The 16,565-nt window shown below is 61.5% G+C and carries 15 protein-coding genes and 1 pseudogene; 9 read left to right on the top strand and 7 right to left on the bottom strand.

Features of this window, described 5'->3' with window-relative positions; genetic code table 11:
• Positions 1-3 precede the first annotated feature (3 nt).
• The gene (locus tag F7R20_RS19435; protein WP_003204414.1) at positions 4-891 is read right to left on the bottom strand and encodes a DMT family transporter; all 888 of its coding nucleotides are present in this window, start codon (positions 889-891) and stop codon (positions 4-6) included.
• Positions 892-1,009: 118 nt separating this feature from the next.
• Between F7R20_RS19435 and F7R20_RS19430 the strand changes: the two are divergent.
• The 3 genes and pseudogenes from F7R20_RS19430 to F7R20_RS19420 all read left to right on the top strand — a co-directional run.
• Positions 1,010-1,129: pseudogene (locus F7R20_RS19430) on the top strand (PaaI family thioesterase); the annotation flags it as partial.
• Positions 1,130-1,216: 87 nt separating this feature from the next.
• Positions 1,217-3,121, top strand: a complete 1,905-nt coding sequence (gene htpG, locus F7R20_RS19425; RefSeq protein ID WP_003204412.1) for a molecular chaperone HtpG — start codon at positions 1,217-1,219, stop codon at positions 3,119-3,121.
• 69 nt (positions 3,122-3,190) lie between these two features.
• Positions 3,191-3,919 carry a dienelactone hydrolase family protein gene (locus F7R20_RS19420; protein ID WP_003204411.1) on the top strand — a complete coding sequence of 243 codons (729 nt, stop codon included), beginning with the start codon at positions 3,191-3,193 and terminating at the stop codon, positions 3,917-3,919.
• A 141-nt stretch (positions 3,920-4,060) separates the two neighbouring features.
• On the opposite strand, the gene F7R20_RS19415 is transcribed toward F7R20_RS19420, so the two are convergent.
• The gene (locus F7R20_RS19415) at positions 4,061-4,921 is read right to left on the bottom strand and encodes a pirin family protein (protein ID WP_003204409.1); all 861 of its coding nucleotides are present in this window, start codon (positions 4,919-4,921) and stop codon (positions 4,061-4,063) included.
• 126 nt (positions 4,922-5,047) lie between these two features.
• On the opposite strand from F7R20_RS19415, the gene F7R20_RS19410 reads away from it, so the two are divergent.
• Together F7R20_RS19410 and F7R20_RS19405 are read left to right on the top strand one after the other, a co-directional pair.
• Positions 5,048-6,064 (top strand): amidohydrolase family protein, encoded by a 1,017-nt coding sequence (locus F7R20_RS19410; RefSeq protein ID WP_003204407.1) that lies wholly within the window; start codon positions 5,048-5,050, stop codon positions 6,062-6,064.
• A gap of 136 nt (positions 6,065-6,200) precedes the next feature.
• A complete protein-coding gene (locus F7R20_RS19405) occupies positions 6,201-6,665 on the top strand; it encodes a DUF3859 domain-containing protein (RefSeq protein ID WP_003204405.1) in 465 nt (154 codons plus the stop codon).
• Positions 6,666-6,829: 164 nt separating this feature from the next.
• Here the strand turns inward: F7R20_RS19405 and fabB are convergent, their stop codons facing one another.
• The 5 genes from fabB to F7R20_RS19380 form a co-directional block, all read right to left on the bottom strand.
• Complete coding sequence (gene fabB, locus F7R20_RS19400) at positions 6,830-8,050, bottom strand: beta-ketoacyl-ACP synthase I (protein ID WP_003204403.1); 1,221 nt, start codon at positions 8,048-8,050, stop codon at positions 6,830-6,832.
• Between the two features lie 11 nt (positions 8,051-8,061).
• On the bottom strand, positions 8,062-8,577 hold the full coding sequence (gene fabA, locus F7R20_RS19395) for a 3-hydroxyacyl-[acyl-carrier-protein] dehydratase FabA (RefSeq protein ID WP_003204400.1): 516 nt from the start codon (positions 8,575-8,577) through the stop codon (positions 8,062-8,064).
• Positions 8,578-8,825: 248 nt separating this feature from the next.
• Positions 8,826-10,727, bottom strand: coding sequence for an ATP-binding protein (locus F7R20_RS19390; protein WP_003204399.1), 1,902 nt, complete (start codon positions 10,725-10,727; stop codon positions 8,826-8,828).
• On the bottom strand, positions 10,724-11,656 hold the full coding sequence (locus F7R20_RS19385; RefSeq protein WP_003204397.1) for an ABC transporter substrate-binding protein: 933 nt from the start codon (positions 11,654-11,656) through the stop codon (positions 10,724-10,726). Before F7R20_RS19385 ends, F7R20_RS19390 begins: the two co-directional genes overlap by 4 nt.
• Positions 11,657-13,780 (bottom strand): TonB-dependent receptor plug domain-containing protein, encoded by a 2,124-nt coding sequence (locus F7R20_RS19380; protein WP_003204396.1) that lies wholly within the window; start codon positions 13,778-13,780, stop codon positions 11,657-11,659.
• Positions 13,781-13,979: 199 nt separating this feature from the next.
• Between F7R20_RS19380 and F7R20_RS19375 the strand changes: the two genes are divergently transcribed.
• Genes F7R20_RS19375 through F7R20_RS19360 form a run of 4 tightly spaced genes read left to right on the top strand, consistent with a single transcriptional unit; the run spans position 13,980 to position 16,328 of the window.
• Positions 13,980-15,005, top strand: coding sequence for an NAD(P)H-dependent glycerol-3-phosphate dehydrogenase (locus F7R20_RS19375; protein WP_003204394.1), 1,026 nt, complete (start codon positions 13,980-13,982; stop codon positions 15,003-15,005).
• A gap of 30 nt (positions 15,006-15,035) precedes the next feature.
• A complete protein-coding gene (locus F7R20_RS19370) occupies positions 15,036-15,383 on the top strand; it encodes a DUF4389 domain-containing protein (RefSeq protein ID WP_003204392.1) in 348 nt (115 codons plus the stop codon).
• Entirely contained in the window at positions 15,380-15,832 is a 453-nt protein-coding gene (sixA, locus tag F7R20_RS19365; protein ID WP_003204390.1) for a phosphohistidine phosphatase SixA, read from the top strand. Before F7R20_RS19370 ends, sixA begins: the two co-directional genes overlap by 4 nt.
• 52 nt (positions 15,833-15,884) lie before the next feature.
• Positions 15,885-16,328 (top strand): hotdog fold thioesterase, encoded by a 444-nt coding sequence (locus tag F7R20_RS19360; RefSeq protein WP_003204388.1) that lies wholly within the window; start codon positions 15,885-15,887, stop codon positions 16,326-16,328.
• Positions 16,329-16,565: the final 237 nt, after the last annotated feature.

The following is a 16,565-nucleotide window of genomic DNA, read 5'->3' as shown; positions in this document are numbered from 1 at the left end:
TGATCACTCAGAGCTCGGTGAAGTTGATGATGGCATGTTCTTTTGTTCGACCCGGAAGGTCAGATAGTTTGAGGCGAAGATAATCACTGCGCCGACCAGTACCCAGATTTCGAGAGGCTCGCCGTAGAGAAAAAAACCAACGACGGCAATGAGCGGCACCCTGAAAAAATCAATCGGGATGGCAATGGAGGCTTCCATGACGCTGAGCGCCTTGGCCATGGCGAAGTGCGCACTTAAACCTGTTATGCCCAACAGCAGGATCCAGGGGATGCAGGCAAGCGTAGGGGTACGCCATTGTGCCAGGGACAGGCCAAGGCCCAAGGGCAATTGTAGAAGCACCATCCAGATCACGATGATGGCGGGACTGCTGGTCAACGTCAGTTTTTTCACCATGATGATGGATGTTGCATAGCCCATGGCGGCCAGAAGAACGATAAACGCGGCGGGTTCGATGCTATCAAGGCCGGGCCTTAGAACGACCAGGACGCCCAGGAAACCGCCGATGGCGCCGAATACCCTGGCGGTGGAGAGTTTTTCCTTCAAGAATAAAAACGCCAGGAGGGAAACCCATATCGGCGTGGTGAACTCCAGGGCAAAGACCTTGACCAACGGAAGCGATGCCACGCCAATGGTCCAGGCATATTGTCCGGCGAAGTGAACCGCGTTCCTGCCAATCTGCAGGCCCAGGTCACGGGCTTGTTTGAGCTTGGCGCGCTGTTGGTAAATAACCGGAAAAATAATGATCAGTCCGACCAAGGACCTGAAAAACAGGATCTCGAAGATCGACATGAACTTGGAAAGCTCTCGGGCCGCGACAGCCATGCCTATGAATGAAAGCAGGCTTGCTGCCATCCATAATGCTCCACCTGATGGCAGCTTTACCTGATGCATTGATGCTCCTTTTTACTCGGCCATTGTTCTTCGTGAACCGCCGTCGGGTATTAAAGCAGCGATTATCCGTGGCTCAGGCAATTTCTTCGCAACACATTTCCATCAGTACCCGGCCAGGTGCCAGAGGCGGGTGGCCAACGTCGCAATCACCACCTGGCAAGACGTCGAGGCCGAACCCATCGCCACTGCCCAGGCGCATTTCAAGATCCAGGAGCCGTCAAAACCGGATCGCCCTTGAAATCATCAGCGTTGCCCCCACCTTGAGGACATCCCGCCGCCAATCTCAGCGAGGCGGACACCACCATCCACTTGGAGTTTGATGACCATGAGCGTGGAAACTCAAAAGGAAACCCTGGGCTTCCAGACCGAGGTGAAGCAACTGCTGCACCTGATGATTCACTCGCTGTATTCCAATAAGGAAATTTTCCTTCGCGAGTTGATTTCGAACGCCTCTGACGCTGTCGACAAATTACGTTTCGAAGCCCTTTCCAAGCCTGAATTGCTGGAAGGCGGCGCTGAGCTGAAAATCCGTGTGAGCTTCGACAAGGACGCGAAAACCGTCACCCTCGAAGACAACGGCATCGGCATGAGCCGCGAAGAGGTGATCACGCACCTGGGCACTATCGCCAAGTCTGGCACTGCCGATTTCATGAAGAACCTGTCCGGCGACCAGAAGAAAGATTCCCACCTGATCGGCCAGTTCGGCGTCGGTTTCTATTCCGCGTTCATCGTTGCCGACCAGGTCGAAGTGTTCAGTCGCCGTGCCGGCCTCGCTGCGAGCGAAGGCGTGCACTGGTCGTCCAAGGGCGAGGGCGAGTTTGAAGTCGCCACCATCGACAAGGCTGATCGCGGTACCCGCATCGTGCTGCACCTCAAGTCCGGTGAAGACGAGTTCGCCGATGGCTGGCGCTTGCGCAACATCATCAAGAAGTACTCCGACCACATCGCGCTGCCGATCGAGCTGCCGAAGGAAGTCACCGCTGCCGAAGGCGAAGAAAAGCCTGAAGTGGAATGGGAAACCGTCAACCGCGCCAGTGCCTTGTGGACCCGTCCGCGCACCGAGGTGAAAGACGAGGAATACCAGGAGTTCTACAAGCACATCGCCCACGACTTCGAGAACCCGCTGAGCTGGAGCCATAACAAGGTCGAAGGCAAGCTGGAGTACAACTCGCTGCTGTACGTGCCGGCCCGTGCACCGTTCGACCTGTACCAGCGCGAAGCGCCACGCGGCCTGAAGCTGTACGTGCAGCGCGTGTTCGTGATGGACCAGGCCGAATCGTTCCTGCCGCTGTACCTGCGCTTCATCAAGGGTGTGGTGGACTCCAACGATTTGTCGCTGAACGTTTCGCGGGAAATCCTGCAGAAAGATCCGATCATCGATTCCATGAAGTCGGCACTGACCAAGCGCGTGCTGGACATGCTGGAAAAACTGGCGAAGAACGAGCCCGAGCAGTACAAGAGCTTCTGGAAAAACTTCGGCCAGGTGATGAAAGAAGGCCCGGCCGAGGACTTCGCCAACAAAGAGAAGATCGCCGGCCTGCTGCGCTTTGCGTCGACCCAAGGTGATGATGGCGAGCAGATCGTTGGCCTGGCCGATTACCTGGCTCGCGCCAAGGAAGGTCAGGACAAGATCTACTACCTGACCGGTGAAACTTATGCACAGGTCAAGAACAGCCCGCACCTGGAAGTCTTCCGCAAGAAAGGCATCGAAGTGCTGCTGCTGACCGACCGCATCGACGAGTGGCTGATGAGCTACCTCAACGAGTTCGACGGCAAGAGCTTTGTCGACGTGGCCCGTGGTGACCTGGACCTCGGCAACCTGGATTCGGAAGAAGACAAGAAAGCCGCCGAAGAAGTCGCCAAGAGCAAGGAAGGCCTGGTCGAGCGGATCAAGACGGCCCTGGGCGATGCTGTCAGCGAAGTGCGTGTCTCGCACCGTCTGACCGATTCCCCGGCGATCCTGGCCATCGGTGAGCAGGACCTGGGCCTGCAAATGCGTCAGATCCTCGAAGCCAGCGGCCAGAAAGTCCCGGACTCCAAGCCGATCTTCGAATTCAACCCGGCGCACCCGCTGGTGGAAAAACTCGACAACGAGCAGAGCGAAGAGCGTTTCGGCGATCTGTCGCACATCCTGTTCGACCAAGCGGCCCTGGCGGCTGGCGACAGCCTGAAGGACCCGGCGGCGTATGTGCGTCGCCTGAACAAGCTGTTGGTTGAACTGTCAGCTTAAACAAGTGCAGGAAAAACCCGCTTCGGCGGGTTTTTTCATTTCTGGTGTTCAGTCAAAAAGGAGTCCGTGATGAGTCAGGTTACGGTTCGTTCGCTGGTCTATCAGATCGAAGGTCAAACCTATGAAGGCCGCCTGGCCTTCGACGTCAGCCAACAGGGCTCGCGCCCGGGGTTGCTGATGGCGCCGAATTGGATGGGCGTAGGGGCGGGGGCCGAGGACATCGCCAGATCGGTGGCGGCCAACGGTTATGTGGTGTTGATCGCCGACCTCTACGGGCAGACGGTCCGCCCGAGCAATGCCGATGAGGCGGGGGCGGCGATGATGCCCCTCAAGAACGACCGGGCGTTGTTGCGCAAGCGCATGCAGGCGGCGCTTGAGCAACTGCAGAGCCAGGGCGAAGCGCAGGTCGACGCTTCCAGGCTGGCCACGTTCGGCTTTTGCTTCGGGGGTTGCTGCGCCCTGGAACTGGCCCGCAGCGGCGCACCGCTGAAGGCGGCGATTTCCTTCCACGGCACCCTGGATACACCGAACCCGGCCGATGCGCAGAACATCAAGGGCGCGGTGTTGGTCATGCATGGCGCCTCGGACCCGCTGGTGCCGAAAGAGCAGCTACCGGCCTTCGAAGATGAAATGGACGCCGCCGGGGTGGATTGGCAACTGCTGAGCTACGGCGGTGCGGTGCATTCGTTCACCGACCCGCAGGCCAATGTGCCGGGCAAGATGATGTACGACGCCAAGGTCGCCGGGCGGGCGTTCCGGTCGATGCATAACTTGTTGGATGAAGTGTTCAGGGGCTGAGATTGGGGCGTTTGATACAAAACCATCGCGAGCAAGCTCGCTCCCACATTTGACCGGGGGGGTCGCAGCACTTGCGAACGACACCGATCCAGTGTGGGAGCGAGCTTGCTCGCGATGACTGCCTGACAGGCAACCTTGAATCTAGGGCAATTCGATCCGCTCGCTTTCCCCCGGCACCGTCGGCCAGTCCCCAGCCGCCCAGCGCCGGCGGGCTTCATCGATCCGGGCCGGGTCGCTGGAGACGAAGTTCCAGTTGATCCGTCGCGGCCCGTCCAGGGGCGCACCGCCGAATAGCACGGCGTGGCAGTCACTGTCGGCAAACAGCGTCATTTCTTCCCCTGTCGGCAAGATCACCAGGGAACGGGCTTCTACCGGCTCGCCATCCAATAAGGCCTCGCCGCTCAGCACATACAGGGCTCGCTCTGCATGCTCGTTGGGAATCAACAAGGTCGTCGCGGTCTGCAGGTTCAATTCGGCATACAGCGTCGGCGACAGCACCGGCACTGGCGATTCCAGGCAAAAGCCTGACCCGGCGATCATCCGGATGCTGACCCCCAGGTTCTCGCTGACCGGCAGGCTCTGTGCCGGGTGATGGCTGTAGTGCCCGGGGCCTTGTTCATGGGCCTTGGGCGAGGCCAGCCAGACTTGCAATCCGTGCATGACGAACGCGCTGCCCAGCAATGACTCGGGGGTGCGCTCGACGTGGGCGATGGCGCTGCCGGCGGTCATCCAGCTGACATCTCCGGCGTCCACCACCTGGTCGGAACCCAGGCTGTCCTTGTGCTGGAGTTTTCCTTCGAACAGGTAGGTGAGGGTGGACAGGCCGATATGCGGATGCTGGCGGATATTCATGCCTCTCCCGGCCGGGTAGGTGGTTTGCAGCATGTGATCGAAGAACACGAAAGGCCCGACGCTGCGGCATTTGGCGGACGGCAGTGGGCGAAGAATCGGCTGGCCTTCGACATCTTCGGCGCGGGGGCGAACGGTCAGGGGAGTGGTCATGTTGTCTTCCAGGTTGAACAACGGTTGCACGAAGCATAACCCGTCGCCGGCAGACGCGGCAGATACGCCTTGAACCCCGGCGGGACGGTTGGGGTCTACGCTCTTCAAGGCTTCTGGAGACTGCCCGTGCCCCTGACCCGTTTGATCTGCGCCTGGCTACTGGTCGTTTCCAGCAGCGGCGCCGTGGCTCGCGAATATGCCTACAGCGATGCACACCTGCATTACGTCGATTTCTTCCAGGAAACCGCCGGCATGCCCAAGTTGCTCCAGGCGATTGCGGACAATCGCATTGAGCATGTGATGATTTCCGGTGTGCCGGTGGCCAAGAAATGGCATGAGGACGAGCCCAAGCGTCCACGCTATTACGCCGGTGACGATGCGGATGCCTATTGGTACAGCGCCACCGACGTGATTGTCGCCGCGGCGGTGAGCAAGCTGACCGACGAGCAGCGTCGGCACTTTCATCCATTCCTGTCGGGCTTCAATCCCAACGACAAGAACTCCGCCGCCCATATCCAGCGCATGCTCGATCTCTACCCGGGTTTGTGGCAAGGCATCGGCGAGGTCTTCACCCGCCATGACGATCTGACGGCGCTGACCTCAGGCGACACCCCAAGGGCCAACAACGAAGCCATGACGCGGATCTATCACCTGGCGGCCGAGAACGACCTGCCGGTGATGCTGCATTCCAACATCACTTCCAAGCGTGAGAAAAATCCGCTGTACCTGGCAGAAATCGAGGAGCCGTTGCGCAATCATCCGCACACGCGCTTCATCTGGGCCCACGCCGGTACCAGCATGGAAATCCATCGCCACCAGACCCGCTTGGATTTTCTGTTGCCGACCCTGACCCGCATGCTCGAGGCCTATCCCAATCTGTACATAGACCTTTCCTGGAGCGTGCTCACGCCGTACTTGCTGGACGAGGCGGGTAAGCCCCGGGATGAGTGGGTAACGCTGGTGGAGCGCTTTCCTGAGCGCTTCATGGTGGGCTCGGATGTCGTCGGGCGGTTCGACAGGTTGGGCAAGGAGCTGCGCAGCTTCGATCCGTTCCTCGATGCCTTGCCGCAAGACGTGGCGCGGAAGGTAGCGCGGGATAACTTTCTGGCGGTGTTGTGTGGGAGCAAGGCTTGCCCGCGATGAAGACGACGCCGGTTCTCGGGGAAACGAGGTGCCTGCATCGCGAGCAAGCTTTGCTCCCACAGAGCAACATCGCTTTGTCATCAGCCTGTCACTCCCGCGTCATACCCTCGCGCTCATCTCAATCAAGGAGCGCACTATGCACCTCACCCGTTCAAGCGCACTGGTCGCGCTGTTGTTGACCTGCGGCCTGGCACAGGCCGAAGTCCGTGTCGAAGGCCCGGTGGAGTACGGTGTTTTCGAAGGGCCGCAAGCCGAGCTGCAATCGGGAGAGCGGGTCCTGCGGCGCGGCAACGAGCAGATCCGCCAGACCGAGAGCGTGCCGGCGAAGCTGGGTACCAAGTTCGGCATGCGCTACCAGTTGGCCGGCAAGGTCGCGGATGACCAGCCGTTGACCCTGTTGTACTTCACCCCCGGCATCCGCACCCCTGATGGCGTGCGCCACGACAAGTTCGAGGTCATCCAGAAACTGGTGCCCGGCGCGCCCCAGGATGTCATGGCCTACGAATTCACCGAAAGCCACGAAGTGGTGCCGGGGGAGTGGCGGTTCATGGTGTTCCAGGGTGATCGGCTGCTGGCGCAGCAGCGGTTTGTCGTGCGCTGATTGAGGGAACACGTGGGAGCGAGCTCGCTCCCACAATGAACTCAGGCATATTCGCCAGGCAAAAAAAACGCCCCGAACCAGTCAGGGCGTTTTTATTGACTTGTAGGAGCTGGCGAAGCCTGCGATCTTTTTCGCTTTAAAAAGATCGCAGCCTGCGGCAGCTCCTACGCGCCCTGCCAGCGCTTCAGTACCAGGGTGGCGTTGGTGCCGCCGAAGCCGAAGCTGTTGCTCATCACGGTATTGATGGTGGCGTTTTCGCGAGTCTTGGTCAGGATTGGCAGATCGGCTACTTCTGGGTCCAGCTCGTCGATGTTGGCCGAACCGGCCATGAAGTTGCCTTCCATCATCAGCATGCAGTAGATCGCTTCGTGAACGCCGGCGGCGCCCAGGGAGTGACCCGACAGGCTCTTGGTGGAGCTGATGGCCGGGGCATTGCCGCCGAACACTTCGCGCACACCTTTCATTTCCGCGACGTCGCCGACCGGGGTCGAGGTGCCGTGGGTGTTCAGGTAGTCGATCGGTGCGTCAACGGTGGACATGGCCATCTGCATGCAACGGATGGCGCCTTCGCCACTTGGAGCGACCATGTCGTAGCCGTCGGAAGTGGCGCCGTAGCCGACGATTTCCGCGTAGATCTTGGCGCCACGGGCCAGGGCGTGTTCCAGCTCCTCGACCACCACCATGCCACCGCCGCCGGCAATGACGAAACCGTCACGGTCGGCATCGTAGGCACGGGAAGCTTTTTCCGGCGTGTCGTTGCGCTTGCTGGACAGGGCGCCCATGGCGTCGAACAGGAACGATTGGCTCCAATGTTCTTCTTCACCGCCGCCAGCGAACACGACGTCCTGCTTGCCCATCTGGATCTGTTCCATGGCGTTGCCAATGCAGTGGGCACTGGTGGCGCAGGCAGAGGCGATGGAGTAGTTCAGGCCCTTGATCTTGAACGGCGTGGCCAGGCAGGCGGAAACCGTGCTGCTCATGGTCCGCGTGACGCGGTATGGGCCAACGCGCTTGACGCCTTTCTCGCGCAGGATGTCCAGCGCTTCCATCTGGTTCAAGGTGGAGGCGCCACCGGAACCGGCGATCAGGCCGGTGCGCGGGTTGGAAACCTGCTCTTCGGTCAGCCCGGAGTCAGCGATGGCGTCCTTCATGGCCAGGTAGGCGTAAGCCGCCGCGTGGCCGACGAAACGGTAGATCTTGCGATCGATCAGCTCTTCGAGGGGAAGGTCAATGGAGCCGGAAACCTGGCTACGCAGACCCATTTCGGCATATTCCGGGTTGAACCGGATGCCAGGGCGACTTGCACGCAGGTTAGCGGAGACGGTCTCTTTGTCATTGCCCAGGCACGAAACGATGCCCAGACCAGTGATAACGACGCGGCGCATGCGGATAACCCTTAGAAGTTGTCAGTGGAGGTGAAAACGCCGACCCGAAGGCCTTCGGCGGTGTAGATCTCGCGACCATCCACGGCAACCGAACCATCGGCAATGGCCATGTTCAGCTTGCCCTTGAGGACGCGTTTGATATGAATGTTATAGGTGATTTTCTTGGCGGTCGGGAGGACCTGACCAAAGAACTTCACTTCGCCCGAACCCAGGGCGCGACCGCGACCCGGCAGGCCTTGCCAGCCGAGGAAGAAACCGACCAGTTGCCACATGGCGTCCAGGCCCAGGCAGCCCGGCATCACCGGATCACCTTCGAAGTGGCAGGCGAAGAACCACAGGTCCGGAGTGATATCCAGCTCGGCGACCAATTCACCTTTGCCGTACTTGCCACCCTCTTCGCTGATATGGGTGATGCGATCCACCATCAGCATGTTCGGGGCGGGCAGTTGCGCGTTACCTGGGCCGAACAGCTCACCGCGACTGCAGCGCAGCAGATCTTCCCGGGTAAAGGCGTTTTGTTTGGTCATGCGAGCTCCTCAATAGTCCCATGCGGCAGGGTGGGGCAAATCTTCCCGGCCGATCGAAGCGTTCATGCCTCGAGTCGACAGCCTACTCATAGACTATTGCGTTGTAGTGAAAGTCACAGCACACGGGAAATGAATGTACACCTGTGCACTGAAATTTTTATTCAAGCCCCAATCGAGGCTTGTTCGGGTGCCTAAGACTGCCGCACTTTCGCCTTTCACGCCAGTCACAGATGGTCCAGTGACCTGTTCTAGTTCACCCAGCGCTGCAGAATCTGCTGCAGGTCGTTCCTTTTGAACGGCTTGGCCAGGTAATCGTTCATGCCCGCCGCGAGGCAGGCTTCGCGGTCACCCTGCAAGGCGTTGGCCGTCAGGGCGATGATCGGCACCTCGCCGCAGCCTGGCAACTGACGGATCTGCCGCGTGGCTTCGTAGCCATCGATGATGGGCAATCGGCAATCCATGAGGATCGCTTCGAAAATCAGGCTTTCGGCGCTGCGTACAGCTTGGGCGCCATCGGTGGCGATGCTGACGGTGAAGCCGAGGCTGCGCAGCATGGCTTCGACCACCGTCTGGTTGACCGGATTGTCTTCCACCAGCAACACGTTGCGGCCTTCGCCATCGCCGCTGCCAACCGGCAGGCGCGGCGCCAGGATCGGTGGTGTCTGGCGCGACAGGGCCAGCGGGATTTCGAGGGTGAACACCGAGCCCTGGCCTTCTTCGCTCTGGGCCCGCAGCGTCCCGCCCATGCGCTCGGCCAGGGTACGGGCGATCGGCAGGCCCAGGCCGGTGCCGCCGTAGCGCCGAGAGATCGAATTGTCGGCCTGCTGGAAGGCGTCGAACATGCGCTCCAGACTCTCTGCCGGGATACCGATGCCACTGTCGCGCACTGTGCAGGTGAACCACAGCAGTTCGTGGTCCAGGGCCTGCCACTGGCATTGCACGGTGACACGACCTTGCTCGGTGAATTTCAGTGCATTGCCGATCAGGTTGACCAGGATCTGCCGTATCCGCGTCGGATCGCCCTGGACCTGCAAGGCCTGCATGTCGTCCGGGACCAGCAGGTCCAGGCCCAGCTTGCGCTGCGCGGCGCTGTGCTGGAACGACTGCGCGCAACTGCTCACCAGCTCTGCCAGGTTGAACGGGATGTGCTCCAGCTCCAGGGCCGAGCGTTCGATGCGCGAGAAATCGAGGATGTCGTTGATCACCTTCAGCAGGTGTTCGGTGGATTCCGAGGCCAACGCCGTGTACTCGTGCTGCTCGTCGGTCATGCGGGTGGTTTCCAACAACTGCAGCATGCCCAGTACGCCGTTCATGGGCGTGCGCAGTTCATGGCTCATCATCGCCAGGAATTCGGACTTGGCGCTGTTGGCTTTTTCCGCTTCTTCGCGGGTCTTGATCAACTGTGCCATGGCCTGGTGCTGTTCGCGGCTGGCTTGCCCCAAACCATCGGCCAGGTTGTTGATGTGCCGCGACAAGGCCCCCAGTTCGGCGTCGTCGACGATGGGTAGCGGGGTGCTGTAGTCGCCTTGCTGGATGGCCTTGACCGCGTTGCCGATATCGCGGATCGGCCGGGACAGGTTGGTCGCCAGCCGGCGTGCCACCAGGAAGGTGAACAGCAGGGCGAACAGCGCCAGGATCGCGGCCTTGAACAGGATTTCCTGCTGCCGCTGACTGAAGGCGTCACTGGACATGCCGACGATCACGCGGCCCAGGTAATCTTCGCCGGAGGCCTCCACGGATGGGCTGTTGCCCTGCAGGAAGTCATTGTTCAGGGCGATGCGCTGCAGGCGCACCGGGGCCTGGAAGACTTCGACCTGTTGGGCACGGCTGCGGGTTTGCTCGGGTTGTTCGACGTACACCAGGACCTTGTCGGTGCTGTCCTGGACCTCCAGGAAGCGCACGTGCGGGGTTGCCAGGGTGGCGGTGAGCAGGCTTTCCAACACTTCTTTGTTGCCGGAAATCACCCCGTATTCCGTGGCAGGGGCCAGTTGGTTGGCGATCAGTTGCCCGGTGTGATTGAGTTCCTGGCGCAAGTCCTGGATCCGCACGAAGGTAAAGAAACTGATCAGCAGCACGGTCAGCAACAATGCCGGGCCGAGGGCGATGAGCTGGGTTCGGGTGTTGATGTCCCAACGGCGACGCAAGGTCATGGGCGGTGTTCTCCTTCGGCCAACGTTGCCGCGACGGATTCGGCATCAATCGGTTCGATCCCCAGTGAGCGGGAGACTTGCCGGTTGCCCAGGACCTTGAAACGGTCCGGATAGAGGGTGCGCGGCCAGGTGGTGGCGGGGCGGTCGAGCAGCTCGTCGAGAATCGCCAGCCAGTCTTGTTGGTCGCTATAGGTGCTGGCCAGGCTGCCGGCCTTGACGAACGCGGCGCTGGGCCCGATCAGGGCGCGTTGCCGGGCGTAGCTGCTGAGCAACAGGTTCTTCACGGTCTTGGGGTTGTACAAGTCGGGGTCATCGAGACCCAGCAGCACGTCGCTCTGGCCCAGCAGGTTTTGCAGGGGACGGCTGTCGTTGGTGTCGTCCCAGCGTTCGCTGACGATGGCCAGGCCCAGCGGTGCCGCGGCCTGTTGAATGTCCTTGAGCAGGAATTCGCTGTGGGTGTCGTAGAGCACGCCGACCCGTCGCACCTGCGGCAGGATGGTGCGAATCAGCCGCAATTGCCGCGCCATCGGTGGATCGCTCCACAGCAGGCTCAGGTGCGCAGGCGTTGCTTCGCCCAGGCGATCGCGGGCTTGCTGGCGGCTGATGCGCAGCACCAGGGTGGCCGGCCCCCGGGCGTCTTGCAGGCGCCAGTCGAGGCTGGGCAGGTCAAGCAGGACCAGGCGGACATTGCCCGGCAACTTGTCTGGCGCTGGCAGGTTGGCCAGCGGCGTGAACCGCACGCTGTCTTCGGGGCGCAGGGTTTTCAGGGCCTGGGTAAAAGATTGCACGCCGGGGCTGTCCTCGGCGCCGGTCAGCAGGATCTCGGCGGCCCGGGCCTCGATGGTCGCCAGCCAACCGGCAAACGCCAGGCATAGGGCTAGCGTCAGGCGGCCATGAAATGGCGTCTTGCGCGGTGGGCGTCGGGACATCTAGAAGGACAACTCCGCGCTGAAGTACACGACATGGCGGGAGTCGTAGCGGTTGTCGATAAAGGTGGTGGGCTGGTTATCCAGGCGTTGCTGCAGGACCCCCGCCAGTTCCAGGCTGGCCTTGCCCAGGGGAATGCGCCGGGCGAGGCGGGTGTCCATCCGTTCGTAGCGATAGCCATTGAGGGCGTCGGCGGCGTAATAGAACAACGCACTGTTCCAGCCTTGGCCCCAGTCCCGTAGCCAGCCGGCCGAACCGCTGTTGCGGGCGGTCAGTTGTTCGTCGAGGGGGTTGCTGGCCTGGGCGTCGACATAGGCATAGGTCAGGCGCAGGCGGTCGGTGCTGGTCAAGCGCCAGTCGAACTGGGTTTCGGCCCCGGAGAATTGCGATTCGTTGCTGTTGCTGGCGATGTACTGATTGTTGCGCAACGGTTCGCTGATCATGCCGGTGATTTCGTCATGGAACAGTTTCACATCGACCGCCAGCCCCAGGTCCACGAAATAACCGTTGTAGCCCAGTTCCCGGGAGCGCATGTGCTCTTGCTCCAGGTTGCCCGGGCCGCGGGTCCGGACGAAGTAACGGGCGCTGTTCTGGCCGAAGGCGGCGGGTTGCAGGTTGGTGACCTGATAGCTCCAGTTGACGTTGTTCTCGAACATGTCCGGGGAGCGCACGGCTTCGGAGTACACCGCCCGCAGGCCGTGGCGCGGGGTGATCAGGTAGTTGACCGCGACCCGTGGGGTCAGCGAGCTGCCGGTCAGGCGGGTGTCTTCGAACATCGCGCCGCCCTGCAACAACCAATGTTCGGTGGCCCGCCATTCGAGCTGGCCGAACAGGCGCCACGTGGTGTCGTCCAGGGTGCCGTTGAAGTAGGTCTCCGAGTCGGCCCGGTCATAGCGATAGTTGGCGCCGGTGACCAGTCGCAGGCTGTCGGACAGGCTCAGGGTGTCCTGGATCTCCAGGTCGTAGCGCGATTCCCGGGCGCTTTGGTCGATATCGCCGCACAGGGTTTGCGAGGCGCCGTTGCGCCACTGGTCGAGCACCTGATTGGCCAACGTTTGTTCCTGTGGCGTGCCGGCTGGCGCGCCGCTGTTGATGTAGCTGGGGATATTGCGTGCCAGCTTCTCGGCATAGTTGGGGTTGAGCTGCCACAGGTCGGTCAGTTGCGGGCTGAAGGACACCTCGGCGTCGCAGGCGCGCCAGGTCTGCTGGCGATCCCAGTGCTGGATCGAGCCCTGTACATAAAGACTGTGGTTGGGGTCCAGGTCCAGGTTCCAGCGCAGTGAGCCGGCGTAGTCCTTGGCGATGACGTCGGAGTTATCGCCAGCGGCGGTAATCCCGGCAAACACCGGATGGTAGGTATAGGGCCGCTGATTGGTCCCGTCCTTGGCGCTCAATTGCCAATCGATACTTTGCTGCTCGTCCAACGTCTGGCTGACGGACAGGTTGAAGCGGTTCAGGCGGCGGCTGTCGCGGTAATCGGCGCCGTTGCGGTCGCTGTCAAAGCCATCGTCTTCCTGGCCGGACAGCGACAGCCGCAGGTCGCCGCCGTCCCAGCCGCTGCCCTGGCTGGCGTACCAGTCGCTTATGCCACGCTGGCCACGGGTGATTTTCAGCCGGGTGCCATGGCTGTCGGCCGGGGCGCGGGTGATGATATTGACCACCGCCATCAGCGCATTGGCGCCGTAGCTGACGGTGTTGGGGCCGCGGAAGACTTCGATCCGCTCGATGTCCTCCATAGCCACCGGAATATCGCTCCAGTCCACCGTGGCCAGGCCGGCGCGGTATACCGAGCGGCCGTCGATCAGCACTTGCATGCGGCGGGCTTCGCTGGCGTTGGTGCCATGGTAGTTCACGGCAGCCTGGTTGCCGCTGATGTTGCCGACCATCATGCCCGGCACCAGGCGCAGCAGTTCGCTGATATCGCGGGCGCCGCTGGCCTTGATCAACTCGCTGTCGAGCACGGTCATGCTGCCTGGCACTGCCGCTGGTGATTGCTTGAGGCGCGTGGCCGTCAGCACCTGGGGCATGGGCTGGCTGTCCACGAACAGGTCGTCGCCCAGCACTGGCGGGCTGATGATCAGTGCCAATAGCAGGGACGAACCTGGACGGGAAGGGCCAACGGACACGGCACAGCCTTTGAGATAGGGTGGATGGCGGGCATGTTAACCGAGCTGAACGACTTTTCCATTCGCGTTGACAGCATTTTCCTAGGAATTGATGGTCAGCTTCCTACAACTGGTGGTAATTGTTGCCGGGGCTGGTCGCGCTCTGGCCGCTCCGTATAATGCCCCGCATTGCCACTTGGTATGGATGAACGGATTGCATATGACTGAACAGCGCCCGATTGCGGTCCTGGGAGGCGGGAGTTTCGGCACCGCCGTGGCTAACCTGCTGGCCGAGAATGGTCACCCGGTGCGCCAGTGGATGCGTGACCCGGAGCAGGCCGAGGCCATCCGGGTCAATCGCGAGAACCCGCGTTACCTCAAGGGCATCAAGATCCGCCCGGAAGTGGAACCGGTGACTGACTTGCAGGCAACCCTGGAGGGCAGCGACCTGTTCTTCGTCGCCTTGCCGTCCAGCGCCTTGCGTTCGGTGCTGGCGCCCTACGCGGAACGCTTGAGCGGCAAGCTGTTGGTGAGCCTGACCAAGGGCATCGAAGCCAAGACCTTCAAGCTGATGAGCGAGATTCTCGAAGAAATCGCGCCCAAGGCTCGGATCGGTGTGATCTCCGGGCCGAACCTGGCGCGGGAAATCGCTGAGCATGCGCTGACCGCTACGGTGGTCGCCAGTGAGGATGAGGAGCTGTGCCAGCGGGTCCAGGCGGCACTGCATGGCCGTACCTTCCGGGTCTACGCCAGTGCCGACCGTTTCGGTGTGGAGCTGGGCGGGGCGTTGAAGAACGTCTATGCCATCATCGCCGGCATGGCGGTGGCGCTGGGCATGGGCGAGAACACCAAGAGCATGCTGATCACCCGTGCGCTGGCGGAAATGACCCGCTTTGCCGTCAGTCAGGGCGCCAATCCGATGACCTTCCTGGGGTTGGCCGGCGTGGGCGACCTGATCGTCACCTGTTCCTCGCCCAAGAGCCGCAACTACCAGGTCGGTTTTGCCCTCGGCCAAGGCTTGAGCCTCGACGAGGCCGTGTCGCGCCTGGGTGAAGTGGCCGAAGGGGTCAATACCCTCAAGGTGCTCAAGGCCAAGTCCCAGGAGGCGGGGGTGTACATGCCACTGGTCGCCGGGTTGCACGCGATCCTGTTTGAGGGGCGCACGCTCGAACAGGTGATCGAGCTGTTGATGCGTGGCGAACCGAAGACCGATGTCGATTTCATTTCCACCAGCGGTTTCAACTGAACCTTTATTGACCGCAAGCAGGAGCGAGCCATGAACGATCCGCAAGGGCAACCCCAATACGAATCCATCCTGCTGCGTGTGCTGTGGATGGTGATTTACCTGCTGGTCTGGCAGGTGGCGCAATTCATCCTCGGCGCCGTGGTGCTGGTGCAGTTGATCTATCGGCTGATCTACGGCGCACCCAGTGCCAGCCTGATGAATTTCGGCGACAGCCTGAGCCAGTTCCTGGCCCAGATCGGTCGTTTCGGCACCTTTCACAGCGACCAGAAACCCTGGCCGTTCGCGGACTGGCCGACCCCGCGCACGCCGGAAGGTGAAGCACCTCACACCGTGGCGCCGGCCCCGCATCCCGCCCGGGACGAGGAGCCGAAGCTATGAAGTTGTGGGTGTTGCGTCATGGTGAGGCGGAGCCGTACGGTGCCCGTCCGGATCCGGAGCGGGCCCTGACGGCTCACGGTCGCGAGGAAGTGTTGCGCAGTGCCGCGCAATTGATCGGCCAGCCCCTGGCCGCCATTTACGCAAGTCCCTACTTGCGCGCCCAACAGACCGCACAACTGGTGCGCGAAGCGCTGGGTTTTCAGCCTGAGCTGATCACGGTGAACTGGCTCACTCCGGACACCCGGCCGCAAAAAGTCCTGGAGCGCCTCGAGGACCAGGACAATGTGCTGCTGGTCAGTCATAACCCCTTGGTGGGCAGCTTGCTGGGCTTTCTGCAGCACGGCCATCTGCAGCACCCCGAGCAAGTGCAAACCGCCGGCCTGGCCGAGCTGGAAGGCGACATGCCGCTGGCCGGGGCGATGAAGCTCAAAGGGATCAGGCATCCCTGAGCAGATCGATTGCAGGACTGGGTAAAACAATAATCACACAGGAAGGGCAACGATGAGTCTGTGGCGCACCACCCCCAACATCGAGCAACTGAACGCCGCCGGTAAAAACACCATCAGTGAAGTGCTGGACATTCGTTTCGAGTCGTTCGACGACGAATCCCTGACCGCCAGCATGGTGGTCGATCATCGCACTCACCAGCCGTTCGGCCTGCTGCATGGCGGTGCTTCGGTGGTGTTGGCCGAAACGGTCGGGTCCATGGCGGCCTATCTCTGTGTCGATGCCAGCAAGTTCTATTGCGTGGGCCTGGAGATCAACGCCAACCATCTGCGCGGCGTGCGCAGCGGACGGGTGACCGCCACGGCCCGGATGGTCCACCTGGGCCGCACCACCCAGGTCTGGGACATTCGCCTGGTCAATGACGAGGGCAAGGTCAACTGCGTGTCGCGCCTGACCATGGCCGTGGTGCCGCTGGGCGAGCAACCGCCGGCGCGTTGATGTTCTAGCTGGACGCAATCCTGTCATGGGGTGATTTCCTGTGGGAGAAGGCTTGCCCGCGATGGCGTCGACGCGCAACACCTGATCCACCCCAGCGTCTGCATCGCGGGCGAGCCTTGCTCCCACAAGTCTCCTCGCCACATGGGGCAGTGCTTACCGCTTGATAGCCCCATAGCCCAAGCCCGACTGTCATCATTCCTGTCAGTTACGGTCATTGCCGTGCCGTCGGGTTCTGCG

The organism is Pseudomonas brassicacearum subsp. brassicacearum (assembly GCF_008801605.1).
Taxonomy (GTDB): domain Bacteria; phylum Pseudomonadota; class Gammaproteobacteria; order Pseudomonadales; family Pseudomonadaceae; genus Aquipseudomonas; species Aquipseudomonas brassicacearum.
Note: the sequence above shows the minus strand (reverse complement) of the source record. Positions and strands in the feature narration are given on the sequence as shown.